The sequence below is a fragment of the Spirosoma pomorum genome, from assembly GCF_054776615.1.
In genome coordinates this window covers 355,159-382,049 of the sequence record NZ_BAAHBP010000002.1, presented here as the reverse complement: position 1 = coordinate 382,049, position 26,891 = coordinate 355,159, and the positions used below count along the sequence as shown (strand labels likewise).

Genomic DNA, 26,891 nt, shown 5'->3' with positions numbered 1-26,891 from the left:
GCATTTTCAGAATATTGACAGTATATAAACAGAAGAGCCTGACCAATTTGGTCAGGCTCTTCTGTTTATATCGTACCATTAACACTGTGGGGTGGGCTACGCTGCTTTTGTTGTTGAACTATCTCTACTGAGTTGATAGAACCGATGTCGGCAGCTCAGGCAATGATACGCCTTGAGAGGAAGAATCGGCTCGATGGCTCTTAACCAGTTAGCCCGGTGAACCCGGTCGGGATGGCGGTTCCCACAAACCGGGCAACCTGTTTTAAGCGTAATCTTTCGAAAAAGGAACAAGAGGACGATTGTCAGGACAATCGCGCCAATGAGAATGATCGGAAAACTAGTTGAGGACAGCATAATTTACGTTTGAATAAAGCATTAACACCAAACGACTGTCGCCTGGGACTAGTAATATAGACCGTTATCTTCAGTATAAGTCATTAAAAATGAACACTTTTTATTTGTTGTACGTACTAGGGCGACGTTAGATCTGGAATAAAACAAACCTGTAGACAGGCTAATCTTGAGCAAGTATACCAGCGTTAGAAGTAATATAGTAGTAGTCGGACGCGGATTAGGTGGAAGCGGTTTTAACGTCGTTTTAGTCGACAGGGGACATGGTGAACTGAACTGCGGGGATGTACTTATCGCAATGAGCAGCTTGATAGTAGGCAAATAAAAAGCCTTCCGATTACCGGAAGGCTTCTTGTATTGATGGGCTACGTACAGCGCTATTTCCCGAACAGGATCTGAAACCCAATATCCAACGAGAAGGCTTTGTTAGTCGCTGCAAATGTCCCCGGCCTGGACGAAGAGCCCGAAATGTCATAATTGTAGTGGCTAATATCGTAGCTTATACCCGCATTTAAGGCGACGTTTCTATTAATGAAATATGCTAAGCCGACCGTTGGCGAAATTTGGGTATAATTGATTTTCTGATTGACTAGCAGCGAGCCTTGTTCTCGTTTGGTTGTCGAGCGCCCATAAGTAAAGGAAGCGCCTACGTAAGGCTTCAATTTTCCTTCGCCAATGTAGTAGCGAGCAAAGGGGCCTAAACCGTACGAGGTTGAGGTAGACGTGGTCAGAGTATTGGGATTGGGAAAAACAAATTCATAGGAGCGAGACCTGTCAAAACTTAGCGGAAGCCTGGCACCGACAAGCAGGTTCTTGGCAACAAAATAACCAGCCGACGGAGTCAGATCAATCGAAAAGGACCGGGCTTGATTCTGGTCCTGATAGGAACCATTGCCAACCTGGGCACCAACAAGCCAGCGACCTTTTTCGGTTTGTGCTTGTACCAACGAGGAAGTAACTACCAACGCTACAACTGTAAATAAGCCTTTTTTCATGTTACAAAGAGTTGATTGACGACTAAAACTACCGGATAGGAGTAGCAAAGATGCCGACTCGTTGTAAAGCCGCGAACACATTAAGAAAATTTAAGAGAATAGGACGTGTATAATGTCAGTGTAGTAGAAGTATCATATAGATTAGAAATACTGACCAATGCCACATTTCAACTTGGTACACATCATCATAAAGGGCTTCTCATGTCATATGATGGTTATTTCCAAAGCAAGCTGGTCGCCATCAGGTATTTTCGGGTCTACCATCAAAACGGATAACCACATAATGCCTTCTCCTCACACAATTATTACGTTCTTGGTACTGCTCATCAGCTTACCTGGTTGCGATTTGGCCGATATTGGTGGAGATTTCGGTCATAGTGACCACTTGATTCCGCCAGGAGCGTACCAGGCATTTCGGTTAAAATTGACCGCGCCACGGTGGCCATCTTAATCCCCTTTCTATCGCACGGCAACGGCCGACCGTCGGCGCCCCGGCAGATATTTGCCTCAGTGTCTGGTAGCAAATATCACTGGCCACCGTGGCGCGGTCCAACTGCTACGGAGTAATCTGTACCTCCGAAATCTCCACAATGGACGGGGTGGAGCACAACAAGGACTTCGTGCAGCAGGTCCAGACGATCGGGGCGGGGTATTGCTTATGCCAAGGTAGAGCTAGATGCCATCGCCATGGCCCGGGATATTGCTCGAAGTTGGTAACGGATACGAAAATCTGCAGACAAAGATAACCGCATATAACAGCTACCCTTGTCTATTGTTAGACCGTCTCGAGCCGGAGCATTTAATGAGATAAATGTTTTTAATACTTGTCAACGTCAGTTAGTAACATACGACAATTAGCCACCCAGCCTTAATGGCCAATTAGTGTACTATAATAAGCGATGTTGTAGTCGATTAGAAGGTCTCGTAAGTAAAGGTTATCTGAGCCGTAATCCTTCTTCCACCGTCTGAAAAGTCAGTTTGTTGGATAGGTAAGCCTTGACTATTGTACTTATATCGACTAGGAAATATTTGTGAGACATATCGTGCTTCTGTGACGTTGTTTCGACTGTATTGGTGAGCCGGCCAGCGATAACTTTCAAACTCGTTTCCGGGTGTCACTAGGCTATACGGAGTTATCAAGCCGTAGTAAGGATTTGGCTTATCATCATACGTATAAAAATAGGGATAATTAATCCGGGATGGGGGACCTGGAGCTTCAGTGGTGATATTATCGCCGGTGTATTCGTAACTAAGATACCCGCCAACGAACCCATCGAGCGCTGCCTTCTGGATCAGGGTTAAATGATTCGTTGTATCAAAGAAGTAATGGCTATAGCGAACGAAGGACTCAACTCCATTTGGGAAAAAATACGTTACGGTGGTAAAATCCTTACTGTTTGGCTTGAAAAGAAAATCGATGCGCTGGGCGCGGTTATTGCGAAGGGGGGTAGACGTGGAAGGGCCGGGTCGATAGTCAAACTGCTTATAGCGATTCTGGTCATCATACAGCACTGATCCCACACTTCCATCTTCGCGGGTGAAAGAGACGAATCGGTTGCGGACATCGTAACTATACTCAACCTTACTCCCCGATACACTATCACTGGTCGCTTTTAAGCGAAATCGTAGGGGCGTTGTGGGCGTTTCTAGTTGATGATCAGAGCAGGTAGCCAGAACAAAGCATAACAGCATCAATCCTACTAGCTTACTAAATGCTTGATAGTTCATCTTAGAATCAGATAGATTACATACAACAGTACAATAATTACACTACTTTGACACTTAATCACTGATAGGCGACTGACAACGTTACATCAAAGGGATAGTCATTACAGTTATGTAAGTGGATTTAGGTCAATCTAGCTTAGCCATTTCTTAACGTATCAATACTGAGTTCGTTTAAATAGAGATCTAACCGCTGTAACCTCGTAAAGGAACATACGCAAGTTGGCTGACCTGTATCTAGATCGTAGCATAACTCAGCATAGAAGCCACCAAAGCTGTACAACTCTCGAAGCCGACAGGTATCAACTCGAATGGCTAACAGTGTCCCCCATAGTCGTAAAGCGCCTTGCCGGACAAAAAGTGGTTGTTGATCGAAGTCATCGCGAGACAGACACATTATTATTGAGCGTTTATAGATAGGTGTTCTACAACGTCATATTCGTTTAAAGAGTTACGTGCTTTGTCTTCTGAAGTAGACCTGTTGTCAGGTTTATTTTCTGTTGTCTAGTCAACTATTCTTTTGGCTAGAGCAAGAAAAAGCTGTCTACTACCATTTTAAATAACGCCTTGAATATTAGTACGCAAATATCTCTTCGTCTCTCTTAGGAGCCTTTCATGAGACGGGGAACTTGCGAGTATATAGACAGCATTATTGTTCTTTGGCTGCTGGGTAACGAACCTGACTTTAGGTCAATCCCGCAACGATGAGGACTTTCGTATTGTCTTAGGTTCTACGCGAAAAATGATAGTTAGGCAAATAAGAGTGCCAGGGCATATAGTATATATAGTAATCGCTTTACTGGCAGTAAGTGTATCTTACTCCGTTCAAGCTCAACCATACAATGGGCAACCCTGTTACCAATTCTGGAGTCTCACCGATCAATTGAGAAAAGGGGTAAAGCCTAGTACTCAAGCCTGGGACAGCTTACGCAAAGCCGACGGCTACCGACGAAAATACATCTCCGATAAAGCCTGGCGCACCTTCGTCGATCAGCTTACCTTAGTCTACTCGCCTGGTAACGAAGCGATCATCGAAAACAAGCAGAAGACCGATTTGGCCTTGCAATGGATTGCACGTTATGCGCGCGAAGAGCCCAAGCTAAAGCAGTATGTTGCTCAACTGCAGCGTACCCCCGCTATGGATAGCGCAACGGCCTACGTCCGTCAATGGCTGCCTACCCACTGGAAACATTGTTTCCCCCGGCCTCGGGTTGATTTGATCCTTTACGACTATGACGGCAGTGCTAGCGACTACGGCATCACAATGGACTTACTGGTCTTTTATGACACGGAACAGATCAGGCCTGGATCCTATCTGGGCCATGAGCTGCTTCATTATGCGCTGGCTTACTGTCGAGTGAAAGCCAGACGGTTCAAGTATGTGCCCCCTGATCATCAGGCTGTCTTTAATGCGCTCAACGGCATCAGTGAAGAAGGTATTGCAGACCTGATTGACAAGCCGTTTTTGCTGTTTGACAAAGCTTCGGGCTGGTTACTCAAGGATACCGTGATGACCATGTACACAACGCAATCGGAAGCGTTTGTTCATCAGCTCAACCAGGGTTTGGAGAAGCTGGCCGATGGCGCCCGAGAGCCTTATACTACATCCGCTTATTGGAAGAGCGCTAGCATGCCGGGACATATTCCTGGTTTGTACATGGGCCGGCTCATCCAACAAAGTGGGTTGACTAACGAGCTGGTTAAGCAGCTTGACAATCCGTTTGCTTTCTATCGTCTCTACAATCAAGCTGCTGGGCAGGGCAGCACTCGTGCCCCCCAGTTGTCGAAGAAAGCAATTAGTTTTATCCGTATGCTGGAGCGCAGATACCGTTAGCATGCTGATAGGTCTTCCCGAATTGAGAATACAAAACTTACTCTCTGTCTTGAAGGGGAGCGTTTACATTGGACTCAGCTTTGTTTCGATATGCTGGATCAAGGCGATTTCAAGCGCTAACTTCTCTTGATCAAACTGATGATCAAGGTCGGCCAATAATGCCTCATGTTGTCCAGTTGGCCATGTATCGATCACCTCGTTTCGCTCTAAAATGTCGTTGGAGGGCTGCCCACCAGGAAAGAGCCTATTAATACGAAGTAAAAGGGTATCCAGTTTAGAAAAGCCTAGCCACTGAAGATCCTGTATTGTTTCCTGATTATAGTCAGTACCTGAATTGTAGTAGTGGCTGATCAGGCCACCATTATCCATCTGATCAAGTAAGGATTGACCGTTGAGCCACACCCGCTCATCCCGGGTCAGAGAGTATAGTTGACCAACGCCTTATTGACAAGATATTGCCAATGATCTTGAAAATCTAGTAACGACTTTTGCTTCATTCCCAAAAGTAGTCTGTCTGACGTCAAACCGTCTTAGTAGTAGATGTACAAAGGGATCTTCATATTACAGGGGAGCGTTTACTGAGATAGGTAATACCCGATTTATTTTTGTGTCTCGGCTATCAGGACGGCCTACCCGGTCATTAGGCTATTCCTAGAACTAGATTACTTACATCACAACCGGCAAAGCCATTATTTTCGTGCTGAATTACAACTAAGCCTGCCCGCTTTCTGATTGTGGAGCATCGAGGCTCCCATCCCAGTAATCGTCGGGTTGCCCTCGCTTGGCGAAAAACGAGGAACCCACTTCTAAACCTTCCTGCATATGGGACTCCCAATCTTTATACACGGACAAGTGATCATACCCTAAGAACTTCACAAACTTCCAGCCGCAAATCGCTGTTTAAATAAGGTGTCTCAGAGGTATGTATATGGCCCGACAGCAATTTCTCTTTTGCCTGATCTACGCTGCATGCTTTAATTAGCACCACTTGCTCCTCGTACTTTTGAGTATAAGACCGCAGCCCTTCAAATTGAACCTGAAACAATAGCGTCACGCAGAAATATTGATCCCCGGACCCGGCCAAATCAGTTTTTTCAGCAAAGCCCACCAAGGCATGAATCCATACTCGATCAACCAGGGACTCATCCAGTCGAGCACACAATTGGCCTAACGTCGTTTGGTAGCGGAAGGCCCCGTACCGGCGTGGGCCTCCTACTAGTTCATAAGCCGTGACGCCCAACTGCCGAAATAGCGGTTTTAACTGCTGCCGGGTATACTGCCGGGAAAAGCGAAGCCGATCTTTCAAATCCGAGAAAGCAATAACTTCCTCCAGGGGCGGACGCTTTAAATTAACCTGGACGCTTACTACTTGGGCATCATCCAACCGAGCAGGGTCTACTGCCCACTTATCTAAACCCGGTATTGCCTTTTTTTCCATTTATGGCTGTGTCTTAATTCAAGGTGTATGATTAGCCCGTGTATATCTGCGTGCTCACTTAGAAAGTATATACCAGAACCCTCCTTCGTCTCGGATAGGAGCATTTTAGTAAGAATGCACATTTTTGACACTGGTCTGACAGTGTACTATAGAACAGCCGCCAGACTCGACCAGCAACATACTCTTTACTTTTGTTGTGATAAAGTTGCCAATAACTCGTCCAGGTTCTTCATGTTCATAGCCGTTCCTTCCTTGAAGCCCATTGCAAGCATCTTCTCTAGGCGGGCAAGCGATTCGTTATAAATACTGATTCGTACGGTTGTCTTCCCGGTTTGTTCGCTGAACGTTAAATCCCATTCCGAACCGGGCAAGTCTAGGTTTTCGTCTTTGTCAGCAAACGCATTCCATAATTTGAAATTGGTTTTCGGACTGATGGAGGTATATTTTTGAACGGACCAATGCTCTTCTCCATCAGGGCTTACCATCGCATAAAACCGTCGGCCGCCCACGTTAAAATCCATAACTTTTGTTTTTGAGCGCCAAGGTTTAGGGGCCCACCACTGATCTAGAAGTTCGGGTTTCGTGTACGCGTCCCACACCAATGAAAGGGTAGCATCAAATTCTCGGGAGAAGCTGACCGTTTTTGTTGTTTTGTCCACCGTGAAATCGTTCATCTTTATTGTTTTTTGAGGGTTGATAATACGTCGTCGAGTTGATTAAAACGGGTTTCCCAAATTTTCCTGAATTGGTTTATCCACTGATCAACCTCTTTCATTTTTTCAACTTCTAGGGAGTAGTAGACCTCCCGCCCCTGATGCTGCTGTTTCACCAGTTCGCACTCTGTGAGAATGCGAAGGTGTTTGGAAACCGCTTGTCGAGTCGTATTGAAGTTGTCGGCAATGGCGTTAGGTGTCATTGCCTGCACAGCAATCAGGGTGATGATTGCCCGTCTGGTGGGGTCGGCTATTGCCTGAAAGATATCACGTCTCATCCTGGTTAAAGTTTACTTTACGAAACCGAACGGTTGCAAATATACGTACAACCGTTCGGTTTCGTAAATTTTTCAGCACAAAAGAAAATCATTAGGACTTATGGGCCTGGAGGAGCCTCATTAACTTGCTATTGACTCGCCGATTGCCTCAAAAACGCCACGAAGAATAGTTACTCAAATCTCACTTTGTTTCAATTGTGAGCATTTATTGAGAATAGACATAACGCAAAGGGAGCTGTCTGATGATGGCTAGGCCGGTTTCAATTTCACTGTATTGATTACCTTCTACTTGGCCGGGTGATTGTTAGGCCTAGGCTCCCATGATATGCTCCCGGTGCTGTACACCCCAGTTCTTCAACGCTTCAATCACACTTCCCAGGGTTTCTGCATAAGGCAGCGTAGTATAGGTGATCAGAACTGGGTAGCCATCCTCAATAGTCCGTTTGATCAAACCATTTTCTTCCAGGTCTTTTAACTCCTTGGCTAAGACCTTCGTACTTAGGTCGGGAATACTGCGCTGTATTTCGCGAAACCGATGATTGCCCACCCCAATGGACACTAAGATTAACAGTTTCCACTTGCCGTTCACCACGTTCAACGCATCTCGAATGGGTATCAGAGCGGATAAGCAATCAGTGTAATTAGCCATCGCTTTTTTAGTTGATTACCAAAAGGTAACTGATTACCTATGGGTAACTGATAACTTTTGGTTATCAAACGTAGCTACTTTTATTAAGAAAACAAACGGGCGCCCCCTGTCCATTAGCGCATGTAACTAATGGTCAGTGCAATGCAATTTCTAATTATCAATCCATTATGAATACCAAGCACCTAAGACTAATTTATTGGATATCCACGCTATTGCTGGCGCTGGTTGGCTTAGCGGGTATCTTCAACATCCTGATGGTTGACCAGTTGGTCCAGGTCAACCGATCGCTGGGACTACCCGATTATTTCATGCCCTTTTTGGGTTTCGTCAAAGTGGTTGGCGCCATTACGATTTTGGTTCCCGCGCTTCGACGCTTCCAGCAAGCCGCCTACTTCGGTTTTATCTTTTATTTCATTGGGGCAACCTACACCCTGATGGCCACCCAGGGCGGCCCTGAAAAATGGGGTGTTACCCTATTGATTCTTGCCGCTGCGGGAGTGTCGTATTGGGCCTGGCAGCAACTGTCTCAGCCTAAAGCCCCCCTCCAGATTTCGTAGTTCTCACGTCCAATAATCGTCTTTAGTTATGGCACAAACACTCGCCATTATCGGTGCTGGCCCTGGCGTTGGGCTGGCAATCGCTGAAAAATTTGGTTTGCAAGGCTACAACGTAGCCCTCTTATCCAGAAGTACCGAGAAGCTGGCCCTGCTCCAAAGCAAGCTGCAAGCCCAGGGCATTGCGGCAAGCATTTTCCAGGTTGATATTCTGGACCGAGATAGTATTACGCAAGCGCTTCATCAGGTAATCGATACCTATGGCTCCATCGATGTGCTGGAGTTTAGTCCTTCTCCGGCCTGGGAAAGCCTGCGGACCCCGCGAAACATTGATGTTGCCAATGAACAATATCATTTTGATTTTCAGGTCCTCCCGGCCATTACAGCCGTCCAAACGGTGATTCCTCAAATGCTCGAGCGTAGAGCGGGTAGTATCATGTTCACCACGGCGTCAGCCGCTCAGCGTCCTAACGTAGCTACGGCTAGTTTTGGTGTGGCTGCCAGAGCCCTACTCAATTATGCACGCCTGCTACACGAGGATCTGGGTCAGGACAATATTTACGTGGGTATTGTATCGATTGGGGCCATTGTGGTCGGTGAGGGTATAGGCTCAAAAGGTGATTTTCCGGCTGATATGCCAACCATTCAGGTTGAGGAAGTGGCCCAAACGCGTTGGGATCTTCATACGGAACGGGAGGTAGTCGAGATCATTATTGGCGCGAACTAGATCCTGCATTTACATGTAAAGAGTACCTTGAAAATAATTAGTTCGAGGCACTTTTTTGTCTCGATAAAAGGGGGTAGTTCGTAGGTAATGCTTTATTAGGTGCTTGGTATTTCTCAATACACCCAGTTAAAGCGACAACTGCCGAATGGCGACTCGTTGCGTTAGGGTAAGTTTTGCCAAGTCTCAAATTGCCATCTCACGCATCAATGTTTCTTTTTCGGCGTTAGTTTACGATAACGGTCGGGCATCAAACAACCTACTGCGTAACCAGCAAAACTGCACGATTTGCATACTGGCTAGCGACCTCTATTTACTATCAGTACCCGATTTCAGTTCTTTATGTAGTTGCTTGGCATCTACTATCGACGCGTGAGCAAACCTCGGTCTCGAAACTTATTTAACGGAAGTCTAGTGCACTTGTGGTGCACTAGACTTAAAAAATAAAGCGCAACTTATTGTCGATCAATAAGTTGCGCTTTTTCTATGCAGAGAGGAAGAGATTCGAACTCTCGATACGGTTACCCGTATACACACTTTCCAGGCGTGCTCCTTCAACCACTCGGACACCTCTCTGTTTGGGAGTGCAAATATGCACGTTTGCCCGCAGGATCGCAACAGAAGACCGTCGAAAAAAGACTTACAGGACCATTTCTCCGCAGATAGGCTGCGCTAATTGCTGACGTACCTGCTCCTCGTCGCCTTCACCCAATAGAACCATGAGCTTCGTGACGGCGGCTTCCGTCGTAATATCGGCCCCACTGATGACGCCAATCTGTTCCAGCATTTTACTGGTCTGGTAACGGCCCTGGGTTACGCGGCCCCCTTCGCACTGCGATACGTTGAAGATGATGATGCCCTGGGCAATGATCCTCTTGAGCGTATCCAGAAACCAACCGTCCGTGGGGGCGTTGCCCGCGCCGTAGGTCTCCAGCACCACGGCCCGTAAGCCAGGAATGTGCAGGATGGATTCAACGACCGCTCGGGGAATGCCTGGAAAAAGTTTTAGTATCGTTACGTTCGGATCAAGCGCGGTGCGAGTACGTAATGATTGTTCGGGAAGGTAAGGTTGAATAAATGGGCGGTTATAGGCAATGCTCACGCCAGCGGTAGCCAGGTCTGGATAGTTTTCCGAAACGAACGCATTGAACTGAACGCTTTCCTGCTTGGTCGACCGGTTGCCCCGCAGCAGATGCGAGTTGAAATAAACGCATACTTCCGGCACCAAAGGCTGGCCGTTTTCCTGAGCGGCCGCAATCTCCAGCGCGGTGATGAAGTTTTCGCGGGCGTCCGTCCTGGCCATGCCGATGGGTAACTGAGCGCCCGTCAGAATAACCGGTTTGTTGAGACCCGTCAGCATAAAGCTCAGCGCTGACGCTGTGTAGGACATCGTATCCGTACCGTGCAGAATGACAAAGCTATCATATTGCTCGTAGTACTTCTGAATCAGCTGCGCCAGTTCGATCCAGACCGCTGGTGTCATATTCGACGAGTCGATGATGGTGGGCATCGTGAGCAGCGTAATGGCGAAATTGAGCCGCCCCAGCTCGGGAAGACGCTCGGAAACACGCTCAAAATCGAAAGGAACTAATTGGTCGGCTTGCTGGTCGTAGACCATGCCAAACGTACCGCCGGTATAAATTACGAGTACCGACGGCTGATCCGGTCGACTGGCCAGAGTCGGGTTAATACGCACTACTTGATAAGACATGCGCAAAGGTAGAACGGATTTCCGGTGTCAGCCAACGGCCCCAGTAACTAAGGAAGCAGGTTCGCGTACAAAGCCGGCAGCAGCGACAGCGCGTTGGCGGTCGTATGCCGAGCTACGTCGTCAACGCTGATTTGTTTCAGATCACCGATGCGCTGGGCAATCTGACGTAAATAGGCGGGTTCGTTACGTTTACCCCGATAAGGCACCGGAGCCAGGTAGGGACTGTCCGTTTCGAGTACCAGATGGTCTAGCGATACGTGCGGTAAAACTTTATCCAGGCCACCGTTCTTGAATGTACTGACTCCGCCGATGCCTAGCTTGAAGCCAAGGTCAATAGCCCGCCTGGCTTCATCTAGTGTGCCAACAAAGCAATGAAAGATGCCAGTAAGCCCCGGTAGCGCCAGCTTTTCAATCCGGTCAGCCGCTTCTGCAAAAGCATTGCGGTCGTTACCTGACCGCGTGTGCATCGAAACCGGAAGTTGTTGTTCGGCGGCCCAGCGTAATTGAGTTTCAAAGGCGACGAACTGTTGGTCGACATAAGTCATGTCCCAATAGAAATCCAGTCCGATCTCGCCCACGGCCAGGAACGAGTTTTTGTTCAGATACTCCTCAACGATAGCTAGTTCGTCCTCGAACGTATCGTTGACGTAAGCCGGATGCAGACCCATCATGGGCAGGCAGCGCTCCGGGAACTGATCGGCCAGAGACATCATGCTATCAATGGTTTCGCGGGCGCAGTTGGGCATCCAGATCTGACCAACCTGCTGCGCCGTGGCCCGGTCGAGCATGGCGTCGCGGTCATCAGCAAACTGGTCGTCGTAAATATGGGCGTGTGTGTCGATAAACATAAACGAGTAACTTCTAAAAATAGCTCAGGAAAAGCGTCGGTCTTTCCAATCAATTGGTATAGGCAGGAGGTAGTATACAACCGCCAGTGGCCCAATTACGAGCTGGTATATTTCGAAAAGCAACACGTAGGGCCATCGCTTAGTTTGCCTGATGCAACGTAAGCCATGAATAATAACCCCTGTTTGGGCCAGCAGCCGGATTATATATAGTACGATAGCCACACCCGGCGCGAACCCGCCAAACAGCAGAAAAAGAGGTAACAGGAGGTATTGAACGTAAAGCGGAATGACCATCCAAAACGGTAGTGCGGTAGCACCCCGCATCCAGCGTTTCCGTTGTTGCAGGAAGGCCGCCAGCGTATCAATGCCCCGCGTACCGGCTAGTACCTGTTCGTTGAGCAAGGAGCGAAAGCCGAAACCTTGCTGCGTGATGGCCCGAAAAAGCGTGTAGTCTTCAACGACGGAGAACGGAAGAGATTCGTAGCCACCAACAGCTTCGTATGCCGCCCGGCTGACGGCCATATTATTACCCATTGCCGTAACGGGAATATTTAAATGGCTCAGTAGATTAACCAACGTCAGGTTATACAGCCAGTCAATGCCCTGAAGCCGGTGAAAAAGGGTAGCGTCCGTAGGAAGCGTGATGCCAGTGACAATGCCTATGTTGTTAGTAAACGCCTGACACATTGAATCGAGCCAGGCAGGCGGTACCTGCGTATCGGCGTCAGTAAAGAACAAGAGGTTGCCCGTTGCATACCTGGATAGCTGCGCCAGCACGTTGGCTTTCCCGGCCAAACCAGCGATTGGCTGATCGATAGTATATAACCGAAACTGGGGCTTGTTGGCAATAAATTGAGCGACGAGCTCGGCGGTCTGATCGGTTGACTGGTCGTTCCCAATCAGCACCTCAAATGCATGTGCTGGATAATCAAGCTGCGTAATGGCCTGCAGGCAAGCCAGAATGTTTGAAGCTTCGTTGCGAGCGGCAATGAGGATACTGACCGATGGACAGGACTCAGTAACCGGCATAGGCAGGCTGGGGAACGGCGCGGAACGAGTACCCCCGCTCGGCAAAGTGAGCCAGCATGCGGGGTAACACGTACCGCATGGTCGGCCAGGCTTTCAGACTATCGTGGAAGACAACAATCGAACCCGGTTCGGTATACTGGATCGTTTTTCGCAGACATAGCTCAGGGTCTAGTGTCTGATCGAAGTCGCCCGTCAGTACGTCCCACATGACAATGGAATGGGTTTCCAGCACTTCGGCTACCTGCGTTTTCCGGATGCGGCCGTAAGGAGGACGGAACAGGGCTGTTTCAACGCCCAACTGCTGCTGGCACTGGTGAATATTGGCCAAATACGTTCCATCGTCGGTTTTCCAGCCATTTAAATGATTGTACGTATGATTCCCGACCATGTGCCCTCCTTCAAGTACTTGAAACAACACATCCTGATGCTTCCGCACATTGTCGCCGATGCAGAAAAAGGTAGCCTGAGCGGCATACTTATCTAACTGCTCCAGCACGAAGGGGGTCACTTCCGGAATGGGGCCGTCATCGAACGTAAGATAAATCGTGGGCTCAACAGCCTCGTCAATTTTCCACCAGAATTCGGGGTAGATCGTGCGGAGTAAAAAGTTGGATTTGTGAAGAAAGAATGACACGGTCGTTGGGGCGAGTTTCGTCGGAGTTAGCTAAGTAAGATTTCGGATAAACAGTATCTCAAACGGATTTAGGATAAAAACGGGTTAATTCAATTGGCGGCCTTTCCACTGATAACCTTTCCCCTGGGCTGCCAAACCAAAGAAAATTACATATATTGGATAAATTAATTGCGTCAGCAGAATGTACTTGACTGCAGTTCTTTTTTGTAAAAAAACAAGAATCTGCCGTAGAAACAAAAACTCGGGCAGAAGTTTTAATCCAATAACGAGAGCGGCCATGCTTCCGTTTAAAAAATCGAGCCACCAGCCCAGTAACGCTAAAACTGGACTGGCGTTACTCAGGAAAACGAACACCGCCAGCAGCGTCGGTACGTAACTGTCGTAGGCCCGCCATTTACTCGCCCAACGTTTGCGCTGGTTGTAAAAAGCGCGCCAGGACTGGTGAGGCTCCGTGCTCACGATCGCAGCCTCGCTTTTTAGAAATCGAACACCATTCGGATACCGACTGGCAATCTTGTGCATCAGGAACTCATCATCGCCCGAAGCCAGATGATCCACGCCCGCAAAACCGCCCACTTCGGTAAAGACCCGTTTCTCATAGCAAAGGTTGGCACCGTTGCACATGGTTGGCTGACCCAACGCCATCGTGCATGCCCCTGAGCCAATTAGACTAGAGAACTCAACCGTTTGAAGGGCGTCAAACAAGCTTGGTTTAAAACGATTTAAGCCCGCTGAAAACGTAACGGGACCCGAAATAAGCTTAGCGTTTGTCTGCTGATAGAAATCCGCGAAACTTGCCAGCCAGTCGGGACCAACCCGGCAGTCACCATCGGTCGTTACGATCAACTCGCCCTGCGCCAGGGCAATGCTCTGACTGATTGCCCGCTTTTTGGGTGAAGATGTCTGCTCGTTGGTCAGCGCTAGTAGACGAAGTGGAAAACGAGCCGTCTGAACGTATTGTTCAACAATAAACCGGGTATCATCCGTCGAAGAGTCATCGGCCACAATGACGTCGATCCGGGAATAGGTTTGCTGATTCAGATCGTTCAGCAATTGGCCAATGTTAGCAGCTTCGTTACGTACGGGAATGATGACCGTAATAAAGGGGCCATCTGGTCCCGGCGTTGGCGGCCAAAAAGAAGTCATGTGTAACCAGGTGACCCAGAGCGTGGTGGTAAAAAGCGCATAGGCCAGACTGAGCAGCAGTAAAAATAGGGTCATACAACGCGCAAATAAGGACGTAGTGTCCGAGGAGGCAACTACGCCGACCGTAATTTTAGTTTCCAGACCCAGATCAGGCCAACTAATACGGGCAGCAGCACATTAGCCAGCCAGAGGGTTAATGTCGTTGTCAATAATAGAGAAGGCGATACACCGAACGGCACGAACACCCAAAGGGCCGCAGCCTCGCGAATACCCAGATCGCTGAGCAAATTAAACGCGGGGGCAATGGTTTTAACCAGAAAGATCAAGCCAATACCCGCAGCGGCTACGTCGGGGGGAAACGTAAGACCGATGAGTCGCATAGCCAGGTAAAATTGAAACGAAAAGACAAGGTAACGTAACGCGGCAACGCCCAACGCTTGCGCAATTTCCCGATCTTCGTACTGCTGCGTCACAGCCCAGTAAGCCGTAAATCGACGTAAAAGAGTGTGCCTTTCCAGCCAGTTTAAGAGAGGGCGCCGGACAACACCGAAAACAATACCCAGGCTGGACAAAAGGACCAAGAGTAACAATAGCAGAAAGCCTGCTGATGTTTTACGCTCGGGTACCTGAGCCAGATGAAGCGGCCAGGCAATGGCCCCGAATACGAGGGCTACGTAAAACTGCATGCCACCCGACATCAGCGAAGCACCAACGGCTTCAGCGCGATGGGCACGTAACAATAGGACCCGACCAGCGGTGTCGCCCAGTTGAGCCGGTAGGGCAAATCCCAGCGACACGCCAGCCAAGACGCCCTGATACGCCTGCCAGAAAGTCACTGGCTGCACACGCCGAAGTAACAGCTGCCATTTCAACGCTTCAAAACCCCAGTTGATAGGCGTGAGCAGGAGAAGACCGACTGCCCAGTATTCGGGATGAGCAACAGTTCGCAGCTGACGCCGAACAGCAGCGCTATCAAACGGCTGTTGTTGCAGGACGTGACCGATGTAGGCGATGAGGCCGACAAAGAGGATGATTTTTCCCCAGAAAAGGATTTTTTTAGTCGGTTTCAACGACAAAACGTATGAGAACGCGTTACTTTGCAAATAAGCTCACTTGCTATACAAATGATCATCAACCCTAAATCGCCCCAGACAACCCCCGCGAGTCGGCCCACGGAGAAGATTATTCTTGGCGTGGACCCCGGTACGCAGGTCGCCGGCTACGGCATCATTTCGGTGCAGGGGGGCGTCATGAAGATGATCCAGTATGGCGTGGTTCAACTGAACAAATATACGACCTATCAGCTGAAGCTGCAGAAACTCCACGAAACCATCCTGCGGCTCATCGAAGAACATAAGCCCGACGAGATGGCCATTGAAGATCCATTCTTTGGCAAGAACGTACAGTCCATGCTGAAATTAGGCCGGGCGCAGGGGGTGGTAATGGCGGCTGCTTTGTCGCGTGGTATCCCGATTGTTGAGTACGCCCCCCGCCGGGTCAAGCAGTCGGTCACCGGAAACGGTAACGCTACGAAAGATCAGGTGTCACATATGGTTGGTCAGTTACTGAAAGAAGACTTGCAGCCACAGTTCTTTGATGCGACGGATGCACTGGCAATCGCAGTGTGCCATCATTTTCACGAAAATGCGTTGCCGACCGTTTCCAACAAGAAGACTAAGAAAGGAGCCTGGGGGGCGTTTGTCAGTGAAAACTCTGATCGAATCGCTTAAGATTTATTGAGCAGATTAAAAACGAAAAAACCGATCTGACAGGTTCTGATCGGCTTTCTGATTGATAAACTTTTAAGTTGAGGAGGGGACAACGCTAATTCTCCGTTAGCATTGAATTATGATACAAATATAACAGTCGCCGACAACGGTTGACTATGACCTGGGTCAGATAAAAAACTGATCTTCGTCAGTTTTTTAAAAAGCGATGGCGAAGTATATTCGTTGATGCAGCGGGACGAGGGTAAGGTAGGCGTGGAGATCCGTAAAATTATTCACATCGATATGGACGCTTTTTACGCGTCGGTCGAACAACGGGATAACCCGGACCTACACGGTAAACCCGTTGCCGTAGGCGGTTCTCGGGAGCGGGGTGTGGTAGCTGCGGCCAGTTATGAAGCCCGGCGGTTCGGCGTACACTCGGCCATGTCGTCGGTGGTAGCAAGCCGCAAATGCCCAGAACTGATTTTTGTCAAACCTCGGTTTGAGGTGTACCGAGCCGTATCGAGTCAGATCCGGGCAATCTTCAATGAGTACACGCCGGATGTAGAACCACTATCGCTGGATGAAGCATACCTGGATGTGACGCATAATGAAAAAGGCATTCTATCGGCTACGCAAATTGCTCAGGAAATCAAGGCCCGTATTTGGGAGGAAACAAAGCTGACAGCCTCCGCTGGGGTATCGTACAATAAATTCCTGGCAAAACTAGCTTCTGATTACCGTAAACCCGATGGTATATACGTTATAAAACCAAAACAGGGGCTAGCCTTCGTCGAACAACTAGCGGTAGGACAGTTTCACGGAATCGGTCGGGTCACGGCCGCCCGGATGAACCAATTGGGCATTTTTACCGGTCTGGATTTGCGTCAGCAGACGGAAGCATTCCTGATTCAACAGTTTGGGAAAGTAGGCACGCATTATCATTCCATTGCTCGCGCCGTCGATAATCGACCTGTTACCGCAAACCGGGTACGTAAATCGGCCGGTTCAGAAAATACGTTCGAGCAGGACCTGTCCGAACTGGAGGATTTGGCGGAGCGAATACCCGCGATGGTCGATAGTGTCTGGCGGCACTGCGAACGTTCTCATGTCTGGGGTAGGACCGTAACGCTGAAAGTGAAATACGCTGACTTTCAACAAATCACTCGCAGTCGGACTCTGCTTCAACCCATTACGGAAAAGGCGGTTCTGGAACGACTGGCGCAGGAATTACTACAAAGCTTGTTTCCACTATCCAAAAGCGTGCGACTTCTGGGGGTGTCGGTATCCAGCCTCGAACCACAAATGGGTCAGAGCAGTGGTCAGCTATCTCTACACTTTTAGTGGTGGTGTCGTTTAACAGGCTAAACGACTACCACCAGACAGAGCTTGTTGTCTGGTAAGCCGGTCGATGACGGCTGCCTGATAGGTTTTCGTAACAAATTCTGGTGTGAACGAATGCCGAGGAATAGTTAACTCAAAGGTAGGAAGCGCAAATACCTGATTCAGTGAAGGCTTCAGTCGAACGGCGAGCAGACGCCCACCTCTGTAACTGTTTACATCAGCTACGAAAGGTAGTTTCATCACGGTTACGACGGTTTTAGCCAGATCAAAATCGAAATTAATCATAAAAAAGAGGAAGGATGCCCATACGGGCAGCACTAGGTCATTTGCAGCAAAATGGTTGCCAGGAGCTAATCGTTTTGCTGTAGTTTTATTTTTAGGACTTAGGCTTTTTTGTCTGGTCACCCCCTGGAATTTAGCGATTAGTGGCCGCTAAAAGACGGTTGTAGCGAAAGAGTAACTTGAGGTATCAGAGTTCTAGATTTATATACTAAGCGGTAGTCTGTGGTATAAGGATGGTTATTTCGGTAACCTTGAATCAGAAAAAAACTTTGCCCTCAGAGAAGAAATTTTTAAAATAATGCGTATCACCCAAGAGCTGTCGGCCTGGTTGTCTACGATCTGTGCAGCCCGCTCATCAGCCCAATGAGTGAACCTCAGTAAAATACACAAGAACGTTTCCTTGCTTGCTATTAATGCGCTATCTAGCCGAAACTTGTCTAATCTAAACTAAGTCATTCTATACGCATGTGATTCCAGTAGCCAGCGCTTTTCGTACGTATTGGTAGCCTGTGTGCGTAATGACTATAGGTAAACTCAGAAAATATAGTCAAACGTCTAGTATAGAGAGGCTTATTCTTTAATTGATAATTTAGATGCGTTGTCAAGTACTTAACTCTTTCAGTATAAGAACTACGAAGTAGAACTGGGCTTATAATTATAAGCCCGTAATAAATATCTGTGATATTTATTATATAATTTCCTGATATAAATCAATGAAAATTTTATAGTTCTATTAATTATCAATATAGGTCAAATGGAATTTGATTTTGTGTCAATATTATATTCGATTTAGTCAAGTATCGAAGATGTCTATTGATGGATAGTTAATATAGATGAAAGCCAAGTTGATGTCGACGTATATTTGCGTCGTTAGAAAGATTTTAATCTTTTCTCCCGTAATACAACCAAAAAAAATATGAGTTTAGTAGGTAAGCAGTTCCCGGATATTACAGTAGATGCAATGGACCACATGGGCGATGATATGAAAATCAACGTCCTGAAAGAGGCTACCATGAAAGGTAAAAAAGTGGTACTGTTCTGGTACCCAAAAGATTTTACGTTTGTTTGTCCAACTGAATTGCACGCTTTCCAGGAAGCTCTGCCAGAGTTTGAAGCTCGTAACACGATTGTGATCGGTGCTTCCTGCGACACGAATGAAGTACACTTCGCCTGGTTGAACACCTCGAAGGATAACGGCGGTATTGAGGGTGTTACTTACCCAATCCTAGCTGATACGACGCGTAACCTGTCGAACGTGCTGGGTATCCTGGACGTACAGAAAGCGGTTTACAATGAAGAGTACGATTCGATGATGCTGGAAGGATCTAACGTAACCTACCGGGCTACGTACCTGGTTGATGAAGACGGTAAAATCTTCCATGAGAGCGTCAACGACATGCCACTGGGCCGGAACGTGAAAGAGTACCTGCGCCTGATTGATGCGTACGCACACGTACAGAAATTCGGTGAAGTGTGTCCTGCTAACTGGGAAGAAGGAAAAGAGGCCATGCACGCCACCCGTGACGGCGTAGCTAGCTACCTGTCTGTTAACTAATTAAAACTGACTACGAAAATGGTTCAGGAATTAGACAAAGATAATCTGGTTGATATCGTTGGAACAAACGATGTTGTTCTGGTCCAATATTCCGCTTCTTGGTGCGGAAATTGTCGAATTATGAAGCCAAAATTTAAGAAACTGGCTTCTGAAACAGAAGGCGTTCAATTTATCATTGCGGACGCAGAAAATTTCCCGGAGTCGCGGAAATTAGCGAACGTAACGAACCTGCCGACCTTTGCCGCTTTTAAGGATGGTAAACTAGTTAATCAGGTGCAGACAAATAAAATGGAAGCTTTAGCTTCGCTACTTAATGAAGTTACCAGTAATTAAACATTTGGTCCAGTTCATTGAAACGAACGACGAAGATTTTGTCCTGGAAACCATCGAAACGCTGGAAAATCTCACCGAACTATCGACGTTGAAAGACGAAGAACTGGACGTTATTGGTGAATTGATTTCCAATATGTATGGGGCCGTTGAAGTAAATAAATTAATTCGGGAAGGCGCGAGTCAGAAGGATGCTTTGAACACATTCATGAAGCGTGTTGTTGGCTCAATCGACAAGGAGTAAGCGATTCTTGTTCAGTGATTTATAGCGAATGATTTTCAAAATCATTCGCTATTTTTTTTGTCAATCAAAACAGAAATTACCTGATCATTTTACGTACTAATTCATCGTCAACTTTGCAACGATGATTACCTCCGTAGCGATTGCGCTTGATATCGACTCGAAAAGGTCGACGAACGTCGAGCAATGGACACGCGTTCGGACTAAAGTTTTCGCTACGGCTTATCCAGTCAAAACAGAATCTTGGTTACGGCTCAAGGTGCTTCTCTTTGACGCAGGGAGAAGAGCGGCACCTTGAGCCGGAGGCTTCGGTCTGGACGCCGAAGCAAAGATTTTGGTTTCCTGCGAGACAAAGCGGAGCGTAAAAAAGACGCTTAATGCAGTAAGGATGCCTCTGCTTCTGCCTGAACCTCAACTGGAGCTGTTATCTGCTTTCGTCCCGCCAGTAATACCAGCAGAGCAATCATGGAAGAACCCGCCATCGCCATCACCATAGGAATGGCTGAAGGTACTTCGAACAGACTCATGATCACCGAAATTAATGTACCCATGCCCATTTGCAGAGCGCCCATCAAGGCTGATGCACTACCGCCATTTCGGGTAAAAGGAGCCAGCGATAAGGCAGCGGCATTGGGATTGGTGAAACCGATGCAGCATAGGAAGGAGAACAGAAAGACAAGCGTGATCGGCAGGGTCAACCAACCGTTTAGCGCTACCGCCAGAAACGTCAGGGCAATCAGTACTTGACCTATCAAAGCAACGTAAACAATTTGCTCACTCCTGTACTGGCGCAATAATAGCGTATTGATCTGACTGGAGCCGATGAAGCCAACCGAAAGAAAGGCGAAGATCCAGCCGTATTCTTTCTCATTGGTATGAAACACGTCCATAAACAGAATCGGTGACCCCGACACGTAGGCAAAGAGTCCGGAAAAGGCGATTGCGCCCGTGAAGGCGTAGGTGTAAAACTGAGGTTCGCGCAGTACCTGCCAGAAGTTACGTAAAATGGGTTCAGGCTTTAGCGAAATCGATCGGTCGGGGGTGTAGCTGGCGGGTAGCCAGAAGAAAATAGCCAGTAAAACAGCTACGCCCATGCCCAGCAGAATGATAAATACCGCTTGCCATCCCCAGGCCGCAGTCACGTATCCACCCACCGTCGGGGCGATCATCGGCGAAGCGCCTACCACCAGCAGTAAAAGCGAAAACACCTTGGCGTTGTCTTTCACCGGAAACAAGTCCCGAACCATAGCTACCGAGGCAACCGCAGCTGCGCAGCTACCAACAGCTTGTATGACCCGCATAAGAATCAACTCATCAATCGTGGTGGCAAACGCGCAACCGGCCGAGGCCAGGATGTAGACGATCAACCCAACGTACAAGGGAGGTTTCCGGCCAAATCGGTCCAGTAGGGGGCCATACAACAATTGACCCACTGAAATACCGATAAAGTACCCCGACAGAGATAGGGAGACTTTAGCCGCGGTGGTATGCAAGTCTTTGGCAATGGCGGGAAAGCCCGGCAGATACATATCAATGGAAAACGGGCCTAATGCCGTTAGACTCCCCAAAATCAGAATAAGAAAGAAATACGTCCTTGTAGACATCAGTAGTTGATTGGATAAAAACTAATCGGGGTGCTGCCGACTCGAAAAAGCAACCTACTGGCGAGATTGACTCGTTCTAACCCGGTCAACCTTGCATTAGCGACACAAGTTCAGAGGTAGCCGTTTTGCTAGTACTACCTTTTGGCTTTAAGTGAAAAAGGTGTTTATCAACAGATAGTTACGGGTGAGCTGTCCAAGTGGCGGGACTTTCCAGTTTTTCTCAGATCCTACAGGGCTTGGCTAGTAGTCTACACGAGAATGGAAAACCAAAACAAACTCGCGTTTGCGTGAGGGAATACAACTGCGCATTTTTTAGCCGCCTTAGTGATCAGTCGCCACATAAGCCGCTACGATAGGTTGCAACAGGGGCAGGATGGCTTCAATCTGCGTCTTTTCGTCGATAGTCCAGTGCCGGGGCTGTCCAAACATACAGGGCTGCAAAATGCCCCATAATTGTTGGTCAGCTTGAATGTGCGCATGAATAAGCGCCCGATGGCCGAAGGTCTCTTCTTCAAAGTGTCGGTTAAGTACGTCGGGACCAGCTGTTTCAACGTCATCCACGTAAACAGAAGGTTTGAGGGCTAGTCCCGCCCGAATCAGTGGGTCCTGAACAGGTAGTTCATCCGTATCGGGTTGCCAGTCAGGCTGTATCGTATTTTTGTCAGGGATATCCTCGTTCTTTCGCCAGCAAAAAGCCGTTCTTCCTCGTCCCTGATAAGGCTGCCGCACATACAGAAAGCAACGATCGGCCTCCAGCGTTTTACCAACAATTTCCACAACCTGGTTTAAGGTATGGGCCGGGGAGTGATCAATACGGATGAGTTCGTCAATAGCGGTCACCAGTGCGTGTTTACGTGTCATACATACGTAACCTCTTCCATTGAGTTGGGTTTATCCGCTTCCTATGGTCCTTACTTATTTGGTGAACCAGTTTTGCCAGAAGGTCAGCCGTTTTTACGCCGTTACCTGACTACCACAGGACAAAGAGCAAGAATTCGCTTTAACCATGTTCTGTTGCATCCTACCTTTGCAGCAAACCCAATGAGTGGGTAGTGAATGAGTAATTGAGCGAATAAACGCCTTTGCTATTCACTCATTCACTCAATCACTAATTTTGCTCATTTAATATGGAATACCGCATCGAGAAAGATACGATGGGGCAGGTACAGGTACCGGCCAATGTGTACTGGGGCGCCCAGACCCAGCGTTCAATCGAAAACTTCAAAATTGCGCAGGACATTAATAAAATGCCCCGTGAGATCATTCAGGCGTTTGCTTATCTGAAGAAAGCAGCCGCGCTGACGAACCTCGACGCGGGCGTGCTGCCCCAGGACAAAAGTGACCTGATTGGACGGGCGTGCGATGAAATTCTGGAAGGAAAACTGGACGATCAGTTTCCGCTGGTCGTGTGGCAAACGGGTTCGGGAACGCAGTCGAATATGAACGTGAATGAGGTGGTCGCCTACCGGGGCCACGTGCTACAAGGCGGTCAGCTTACCGACGAAAAGAAGTTTCTGCACCCGAACGATGATGTCAATAAGTCGCAGTCGTCGAACGATACGTTCCCGACGGCCATGCACATCGCGGCTTACAAGATCCTATTGGACGTAACGATTCCGGGCATCAAAAAACTGCGTGATACGCTCGATGCCAAGGCGAAGCAGTTTATGCACGTCGTGAAGATCGGACGGACCCACTTCATGGACGCTACGCCGTTAACGGTGGGGCAGGAGTTCTCAGGCTACGTATCGCAACTTGACCACGGTCTTCGGGCGATCAATAATACGCTGGCGCACCTGAGCGAACTGGCGCTGGGCGGTACTGCCGTTGGAACGGGGATCAATACCCCGGCGGGTTACTCGGAGAACGTAGCGAAACACATCGCCGATCTGACGGACCTGCCGTTCATTACAGCCGAAAACAAATTTGAAGCACTGGCCGCTCACGATGCGATTGTAGAAGCCCACGGCGCACTGAAAACGGTAGCCGCCAGCCTGATGAAAATCGGTAACGATATCCGGATGCTGTCCTCGGGACCACGCGCGGGAATCGGCGAACTGCACATTCCGGATAATGAGCCGGGTTCGTCGATCATGCCGGGTAAAGTCAACCCAACCCAGTGCGAAGCCATGACGATGGTAGCCGCGCAGGTGATGGGGAACGACGTCGCGATCAACATCGGCGGTATGACAGGCCATTTCGAACTGAACGTGTTCAAACCGGTCATGATCTATAACTTCCTGCATTCGGCCCGGCTAATCGGTGATGTCTGCGTATCGTTCAACGACAAGTGTGCGGAAGGCATCGAACCAATTGAAGCCAATATTAAGAAGCACGTCGATTCGTCGCTGATGCTGGTGACGGCGCTGAACACCAAAATCGGCTATTACAAGGCAGCTGAAATTGCGCAGACCGCCCACAAAAACGGCTCGACGCTGAAAGAAACGGCCGTCCAGCTTGGCTACGTAACACCCGAAGAGTTCGACCAGTGGGTGATTCCAGGCGACATGGTCGGCGAGATCAAGTAACACAGTGTAGGTTTTACGAACAGGGGGATTATTGCGGCTTAGCTTGGGATAATCCCCCTGTTGTTTTAATGGCCTGTTTGCCCCAATACCTGCTCAGCTCCCGTTACCCAATTCACGATCGCCGGACCCCAGTAATAAAGTGTGAAATAGTACGTGCCAACCAGTAAAAAACTAGTAACGAACAGCAGGACGAACGAAGCTAGAACACGGGCTATGGGCGCTACGTGACGACGGCCCGCCCGGACGAATAATTCAACAACAAGTAGATTGGGCAGGTAAAAGAAGAACGCCATGAATCGGTCAAATGGCCCGTTAAAGGTATTGTTATGCCCCAGACCATCGGTGAGCATGACCCAGAATCCGTAGTCAATTCGGTACAGCCACGAGCCAATCGCCAGCGCATACAACCGAAGTGACCACGCCCGATGCCGATCCATATCCCCCAGTACAGCGTAACGATACGTAGCGACGGCTGAAACCAGCATCAGCAGACCGTACAGCGCAAAGCCAATATTCATCGCAGACCCGCCAATGGTGCCCTTGAGGCCAATGAAGGCTAAGCCACCAACGGCGGTCAGCAGACAGGCCAGCACGTACACGCGTCCGATCCAGCGGTGAGCAACCGGGAAACGCAACCGAATACCTTCAAGTAGCTGAATACTACCCAGAACCAGAATGATACCTCCCGCGGCAAAGTGTAATCCGATGCCTGTGGTAGCAGCCGTCGTGCCTGATTCATAGAGCCGGGGAAGCACCTGATTCCAGCGGGCCATCTTGCCTTCATATAAGGCCGAAGCATAATAAGCCAAGATGTAAAGCCCAAACAGGGCCGCGCTGGTCCAGACGGTAATGACCAGTAAAATACTTGTCCAACGTAACGTCTGGAAGCTCCATTGGTCTAGGCGCTGTCGGGTAGGTGGCTCAGTAGATGGAGTGAGTACATGTGTTGTCATGGAGATACGGCTGGCTGTGCGGACAGGATTGGTTACGTGAGGAGGCAACGCTGTTAGGTTAATAAACTAGGGTCTAAATTAACGATATTGACCTGCTTAAGAAAATAAATGAGTAGGTTCCTGAATCGTATATTATTTCAAAAGCGCAACGCCACAACGATAACTCGTTGTGGCGTTGCGCTTTTGAAACCTGTTTAGCTGGCCAATACCTACAAATTCATGCCGCCTGAGACCTCGATACGCTGACCGTTGATCCAACGGGCTTCGTCGGTGCAGAGGAAGGCAACTACTCCGCCAATATCTTCGGCTAAGCCGACGCGGCCTAGAGCCGTTACGGAAGCAATCTGTTTGTTCAGGTCGGCGTTGTCACGCACATGCCCTCCGCCGAAATCCGTAGCGATAGCCCCCGGTGCCACTACGTTGGCTGCAATACCACGCGGACCAAGTTCTTTGGCCAGGTAGCGAGTCAGGGTTTCAATAGCCCCTTTCATGGATCCATAGGCTGACGACCCTGGCATGGAAAACCGGGCTAGTCCCGACGAGATGTTGATGATACGACCACCATCAGTAATCAAAGGAAGGGCTTTCTGCGTCAGAAAAAACACTCCTTTGAGATGGATATTCATAACCTGATCGAACTGTTCCTCGGTCGTTTCGGCAAAAGGCGCGTAGAGTGCCGTGCCCGCATTGTTAATCAGAAAGTTGAATTGGTCGGCCTGGAACGCCTGAGTAAGAGTAGATTTGACCTGCTCAAAAAAAGGATCAAATGACGCTACGTCGCTCGTATTCAGCTGGAGAGTAGCGGCTCGCTGCCCCATCTGTTCAATTTCACGGACGACCGCTTGGGCTTCGTCCTGTTTGCTATTATACGTGAGTAGTACATCAATTCCTTTTTTAGCCAGGTTAAGCGCCATGTCTTTACCCAGTCCACGGCTGCCGCCGGTTACCAGCGCAATCTTTGTCGTTGTCATAGTGGTTGTGTTTAACGAGACAAAGGTGGCGCCGACTAGGCCGGAAAAAATGGTTTAAATTCCAGAATTTACGTAAGCGCCGTCAGGTAATTCTGGGGCTGACGATCCGGCTCTGGTGCTTCCTGCTGTTTCCGGTACCGCAGGGGCGTGAGGCCGGTCATACTTTTAAAAAACTTAATGAAATTTGTCGACTCGCTGTAGGTAAGTCGATTGCCGATTTCAGCCACACTCATGTTGGTCGTAAGCAGTAGCTTCTGTGCTTCCTGGACGATACGTTCCTCCATCAGATCGCAGGGTGATTTTCCTGTTGTCAATTTAATGGTATTGCCCAGGTGAGTGGGATGGATAAAAAGCCGGTCCGCAAAATCCCGGCTATGAAACATTTGATCGGTGCGACCACTCAGCAGATCATCAAAGTGCTGATTCAACAGGGCAATAAAGTCAGCCGTAATCTCGTCCTTCCGGCTCAGAACTTTCTGGGGAATTGGCATTTTGGGTTCAGTTGGATTCTGTTGCCTTCATCAACAAGGTAAGTGGCTGTTTGGTGCAATGGTAACGAGTGATGCTCTATCATACCTGAGGACGTCCACTGGTTGGACCGTTGTGCTTTCTATTTTTCCAGCGTCAGTTAGACTCTAGCAGGTCGCTTGGTAGTGAGTGGGGATGGGCAGTCCAGATCGACTACAACTCTCTTCGTTGCACTGTAGGCATACACGGGTACTTGTACTAGTAGCCAATAGAAAAA

At 48.6% G+C, this 26,891-nt stretch carries 28 protein-coding genes and 1 tRNA gene; 9 read left to right on the top strand and 20 right to left on the bottom strand.

Translation table 11 applies throughout. The features are described from left to right. Window positions 1–728 precede the first annotated feature (728 nt). Entirely contained in the window at window positions 729–1,346 is a 618-nt protein-coding gene (locus ACYVAD_RS07370; RefSeq protein ID WP_461138837.1) for an outer membrane beta-barrel protein, read from the bottom strand. Between the two features lie 912 nt (window positions 1,347–2,258). After that, window positions 2,259–3,074 carry a hypothetical protein gene (locus tag ACYVAD_RS07365; protein WP_461138836.1) on the bottom strand — a complete coding sequence of 272 codons (816 nt, stop codon included), beginning with the start codon at window positions 3,072–3,074 and terminating at the stop codon, window positions 2,259–2,261. Window positions 3,075–3,954: 880 nt separating this feature from the next. On the opposite strand from ACYVAD_RS07365, the gene ACYVAD_RS07360 reads away from it, so the two are divergent. Continuing rightward, window positions 3,955–4,905: a DUF5700 domain-containing putative Zn-dependent protease gene (locus tag ACYVAD_RS07360; protein WP_461138835.1), complete on the top strand. Its 951-nt coding sequence runs from the start codon at window positions 3,955–3,957 to the stop codon at window positions 4,903–4,905. A 63-nt stretch (window positions 4,906–4,968) separates the two neighbouring features. Here ACYVAD_RS07360 and ACYVAD_RS07355 read toward each other — a convergent pair whose 3' ends face one another. The 5 genes from ACYVAD_RS07355 to ACYVAD_RS07335 form a co-directional block, all read right to left on the bottom strand. Continuing rightward, on the bottom strand, window positions 4,969–5,325 hold the full coding sequence (locus ACYVAD_RS07355) for a DMP19 family protein (RefSeq protein ID WP_461138979.1): 357 nt from the start codon (window positions 5,323–5,325) through the stop codon (window positions 4,969–4,971). A gap of 436 nt (window positions 5,326–5,761) precedes the next feature. Next, entirely contained in the window at window positions 5,762–6,343 is a 582-nt protein-coding gene (locus ACYVAD_RS07350) for a DUF4288 domain-containing protein (RefSeq protein ID WP_461138834.1), read from the bottom strand. A gap of 185 nt (window positions 6,344–6,528) precedes the next feature. Further along, window positions 6,529–7,017 (bottom strand): SRPBCC family protein, encoded by a 489-nt coding sequence (locus ACYVAD_RS07345; RefSeq protein ID WP_461138833.1) that lies wholly within the window; start codon window positions 7,015–7,017, stop codon window positions 6,529–6,531. Window positions 7,018–7,019: 2 nt separating this feature from the next. After that, a complete protein-coding gene (locus tag ACYVAD_RS07340) occupies window positions 7,020–7,334 on the bottom strand; it encodes an ArsR/SmtB family transcription factor (RefSeq protein WP_461138832.1) in 315 nt (104 codons plus the stop codon). A 310-nt stretch (window positions 7,335–7,644) separates the two neighbouring features. Continuing rightward, window positions 7,645–7,983 (bottom strand): winged helix-turn-helix transcriptional regulator, encoded by a 339-nt coding sequence (locus ACYVAD_RS07335; protein WP_461138831.1) that lies wholly within the window; start codon window positions 7,981–7,983, stop codon window positions 7,645–7,647. Window positions 7,984–8,150: 167 nt separating this feature from the next. Between ACYVAD_RS07335 and ACYVAD_RS07330 the strand changes: the two genes are divergently transcribed. Further along, a complete protein-coding gene (locus ACYVAD_RS07330; RefSeq protein ID WP_461138830.1) occupies window positions 8,151–8,540 on the top strand; it encodes a DoxX family protein in 390 nt (129 codons plus the stop codon). A gap of 28 nt (window positions 8,541–8,568) precedes the next feature. Beyond that, a complete protein-coding gene (locus ACYVAD_RS07325; protein ID WP_461138829.1) occupies window positions 8,569–9,264 on the top strand; it encodes an SDR family NAD(P)-dependent oxidoreductase in 696 nt (231 codons plus the stop codon). Window positions 9,265–9,750: 486 nt separating this feature from the next. Here ACYVAD_RS07325 and ACYVAD_RS07320 read toward each other — a convergent pair. From ACYVAD_RS07320 to ACYVAD_RS07290, 7 genes are all read right to left on the bottom strand, one after another. Continuing rightward, window positions 9,751–9,837 (bottom strand) — tRNA-Ser (locus ACYVAD_RS07320). 64 nt (window positions 9,838–9,901) lie between these two features. Continuing rightward, a complete protein-coding gene (locus tag ACYVAD_RS07315) occupies window positions 9,902–10,972 on the bottom strand; it encodes an asparaginase (protein ID WP_461138828.1) in 1,071 nt (356 codons plus the stop codon). 47 nt (window positions 10,973–11,019) lie between these two features. After that, a complete protein-coding gene (locus ACYVAD_RS07310; RefSeq protein ID WP_461138827.1) occupies window positions 11,020–11,820 on the bottom strand; it encodes a TatD family hydrolase in 801 nt (266 codons plus the stop codon). 24 nt (window positions 11,821–11,844) lie between these two features. Further along, complete coding sequence (locus ACYVAD_RS07305) at window positions 11,845–12,849, bottom strand: glycosyltransferase (RefSeq protein ID WP_461138826.1); 1,005 nt, start codon at window positions 12,847–12,849, stop codon at window positions 11,845–11,847. Further along, window positions 12,836–13,483, bottom strand: a complete 648-nt coding sequence (locus ACYVAD_RS07300; RefSeq protein ID WP_461138825.1) for a polysaccharide deacetylase family protein — start codon at window positions 13,481–13,483, stop codon at window positions 12,836–12,838. Before ACYVAD_RS07300 ends, ACYVAD_RS07305 begins: the two co-directional genes overlap by 14 nt. 84 nt (window positions 13,484–13,567) lie before the next feature. Then, the gene (locus tag ACYVAD_RS07295) at window positions 13,568–14,704 is read right to left on the bottom strand and encodes a glycosyltransferase (protein ID WP_461138824.1); all 1,137 of its coding nucleotides are present in this window, start codon (window positions 14,702–14,704) and stop codon (window positions 13,568–13,570) included. Between the two features lie 38 nt (window positions 14,705–14,742). Further along, window positions 14,743–15,705 carry a lysylphosphatidylglycerol synthase domain-containing protein gene (locus tag ACYVAD_RS07290; RefSeq protein WP_461138823.1) on the bottom strand — a complete coding sequence of 321 codons (963 nt, stop codon included), beginning with the start codon at window positions 15,703–15,705 and terminating at the stop codon, window positions 14,743–14,745. 48 nt (window positions 15,706–15,753) lie between these two features. Here ACYVAD_RS07290 and ruvC point away from each other — a divergent pair, with 48 nt between their 5' ends. Together ruvC and dinB are read left to right on the top strand one after the other, a co-directional pair. Continuing rightward, window positions 15,754–16,359, top strand: coding sequence for a crossover junction endodeoxyribonuclease RuvC (ruvC, locus tag ACYVAD_RS07285; protein ID WP_461138822.1), 606 nt, complete (start codon window positions 15,754–15,756; stop codon window positions 16,357–16,359). A 225-nt stretch (window positions 16,360–16,584) separates the two neighbouring features. Then, window positions 16,585–17,682, top strand: a complete 1,098-nt coding sequence (dinB, locus tag ACYVAD_RS07280) for a DNA polymerase IV (RefSeq protein WP_461138821.1) — start codon at window positions 16,585–16,587, stop codon at window positions 17,680–17,682. A gap of 12 nt (window positions 17,683–17,694) precedes the next feature. Here the strand turns inward: dinB and ACYVAD_RS07275 are convergent, their stop codons facing one another. Continuing rightward, window positions 17,695–17,967 (bottom strand): hypothetical protein, encoded by a 273-nt coding sequence (locus ACYVAD_RS07275; RefSeq protein WP_461138820.1) that lies wholly within the window; start codon window positions 17,965–17,967, stop codon window positions 17,695–17,697. 913 nt (window positions 17,968–18,880) lie between these two features. On the opposite strand from ACYVAD_RS07275, the gene ACYVAD_RS07270 reads away from it, so the two are divergent. From ACYVAD_RS07270 to ACYVAD_RS07260, 3 genes are read left to right on the top strand one after another with little or no spacing between them, the layout of a single operon-like run. Continuing rightward, window positions 18,881–19,519, top strand: a complete 639-nt coding sequence (locus tag ACYVAD_RS07270) for a redoxin domain-containing protein (protein ID WP_461138819.1) — start codon at window positions 18,881–18,883, stop codon at window positions 19,517–19,519. A gap of 18 nt (window positions 19,520–19,537) precedes the next feature. Then, entirely contained in the window at window positions 19,538–19,852 is a 315-nt protein-coding gene (locus tag ACYVAD_RS07265; protein ID WP_461138818.1) for a thioredoxin family protein, read from the top strand. Beyond that, window positions 19,833–20,093, top strand: a complete 261-nt coding sequence (locus tag ACYVAD_RS07260; protein WP_461138817.1) for a DUF6952 family protein — start codon at window positions 19,833–19,835, stop codon at window positions 20,091–20,093. Before ACYVAD_RS07265 ends, ACYVAD_RS07260 begins: the two co-directional genes overlap by 20 nt. A gap of 371 nt (window positions 20,094–20,464) precedes the next feature. Here ACYVAD_RS07260 and ACYVAD_RS07255 read toward each other — a convergent pair whose 3' ends face one another. Both ACYVAD_RS07255 and ACYVAD_RS07250 read right to left on the bottom strand, forming a co-directional pair. Continuing rightward, window positions 20,465–21,694, bottom strand: a complete 1,230-nt coding sequence (locus ACYVAD_RS07255) for a multidrug effflux MFS transporter (RefSeq protein WP_461138816.1) — start codon at window positions 21,692–21,694, stop codon at window positions 20,465–20,467. A 321-nt stretch (window positions 21,695–22,015) separates the two neighbouring features. Continuing rightward, the gene (locus tag ACYVAD_RS07250) at window positions 22,016–22,555 is read right to left on the bottom strand and encodes a GAF domain-containing protein (protein ID WP_461138815.1); all 540 of its coding nucleotides are present in this window, start codon (window positions 22,553–22,555) and stop codon (window positions 22,016–22,018) included. Window positions 22,556–22,821: 266 nt separating this feature from the next. Here ACYVAD_RS07250 and fumC point away from each other — a divergent pair, with 266 nt between their 5' ends. Then, a complete protein-coding gene (gene fumC, locus ACYVAD_RS07245; protein WP_461138814.1) occupies window positions 22,822–24,222 on the top strand; it encodes a class II fumarate hydratase in 1,401 nt (466 codons plus the stop codon). 65 nt (window positions 24,223–24,287) lie between these two features. Here fumC and ACYVAD_RS07240 read toward each other — a convergent pair whose 3' ends face one another. The 3 genes from ACYVAD_RS07240 to ACYVAD_RS07230 form a co-directional block, all read right to left on the bottom strand. Further along, a complete protein-coding gene (locus tag ACYVAD_RS07240) occupies window positions 24,288–25,175 on the bottom strand; it encodes a DUF2306 domain-containing protein (protein WP_461138813.1) in 888 nt (295 codons plus the stop codon). Window positions 25,176–25,384: 209 nt separating this feature from the next. Further along, window positions 25,385–26,146 carry an SDR family NAD(P)-dependent oxidoreductase gene (locus tag ACYVAD_RS07235; RefSeq protein ID WP_461138812.1) on the bottom strand — a complete coding sequence of 254 codons (762 nt, stop codon included), beginning with the start codon at window positions 26,144–26,146 and terminating at the stop codon, window positions 25,385–25,387. Window positions 26,147–26,214: 68 nt separating this feature from the next. After that, on the bottom strand, window positions 26,215–26,637 hold the full coding sequence (locus ACYVAD_RS07230; RefSeq protein ID WP_461138811.1) for a helix-turn-helix domain-containing protein: 423 nt from the start codon (window positions 26,635–26,637) through the stop codon (window positions 26,215–26,217). Window positions 26,638–26,891 lie beyond the last annotated feature (254 nt).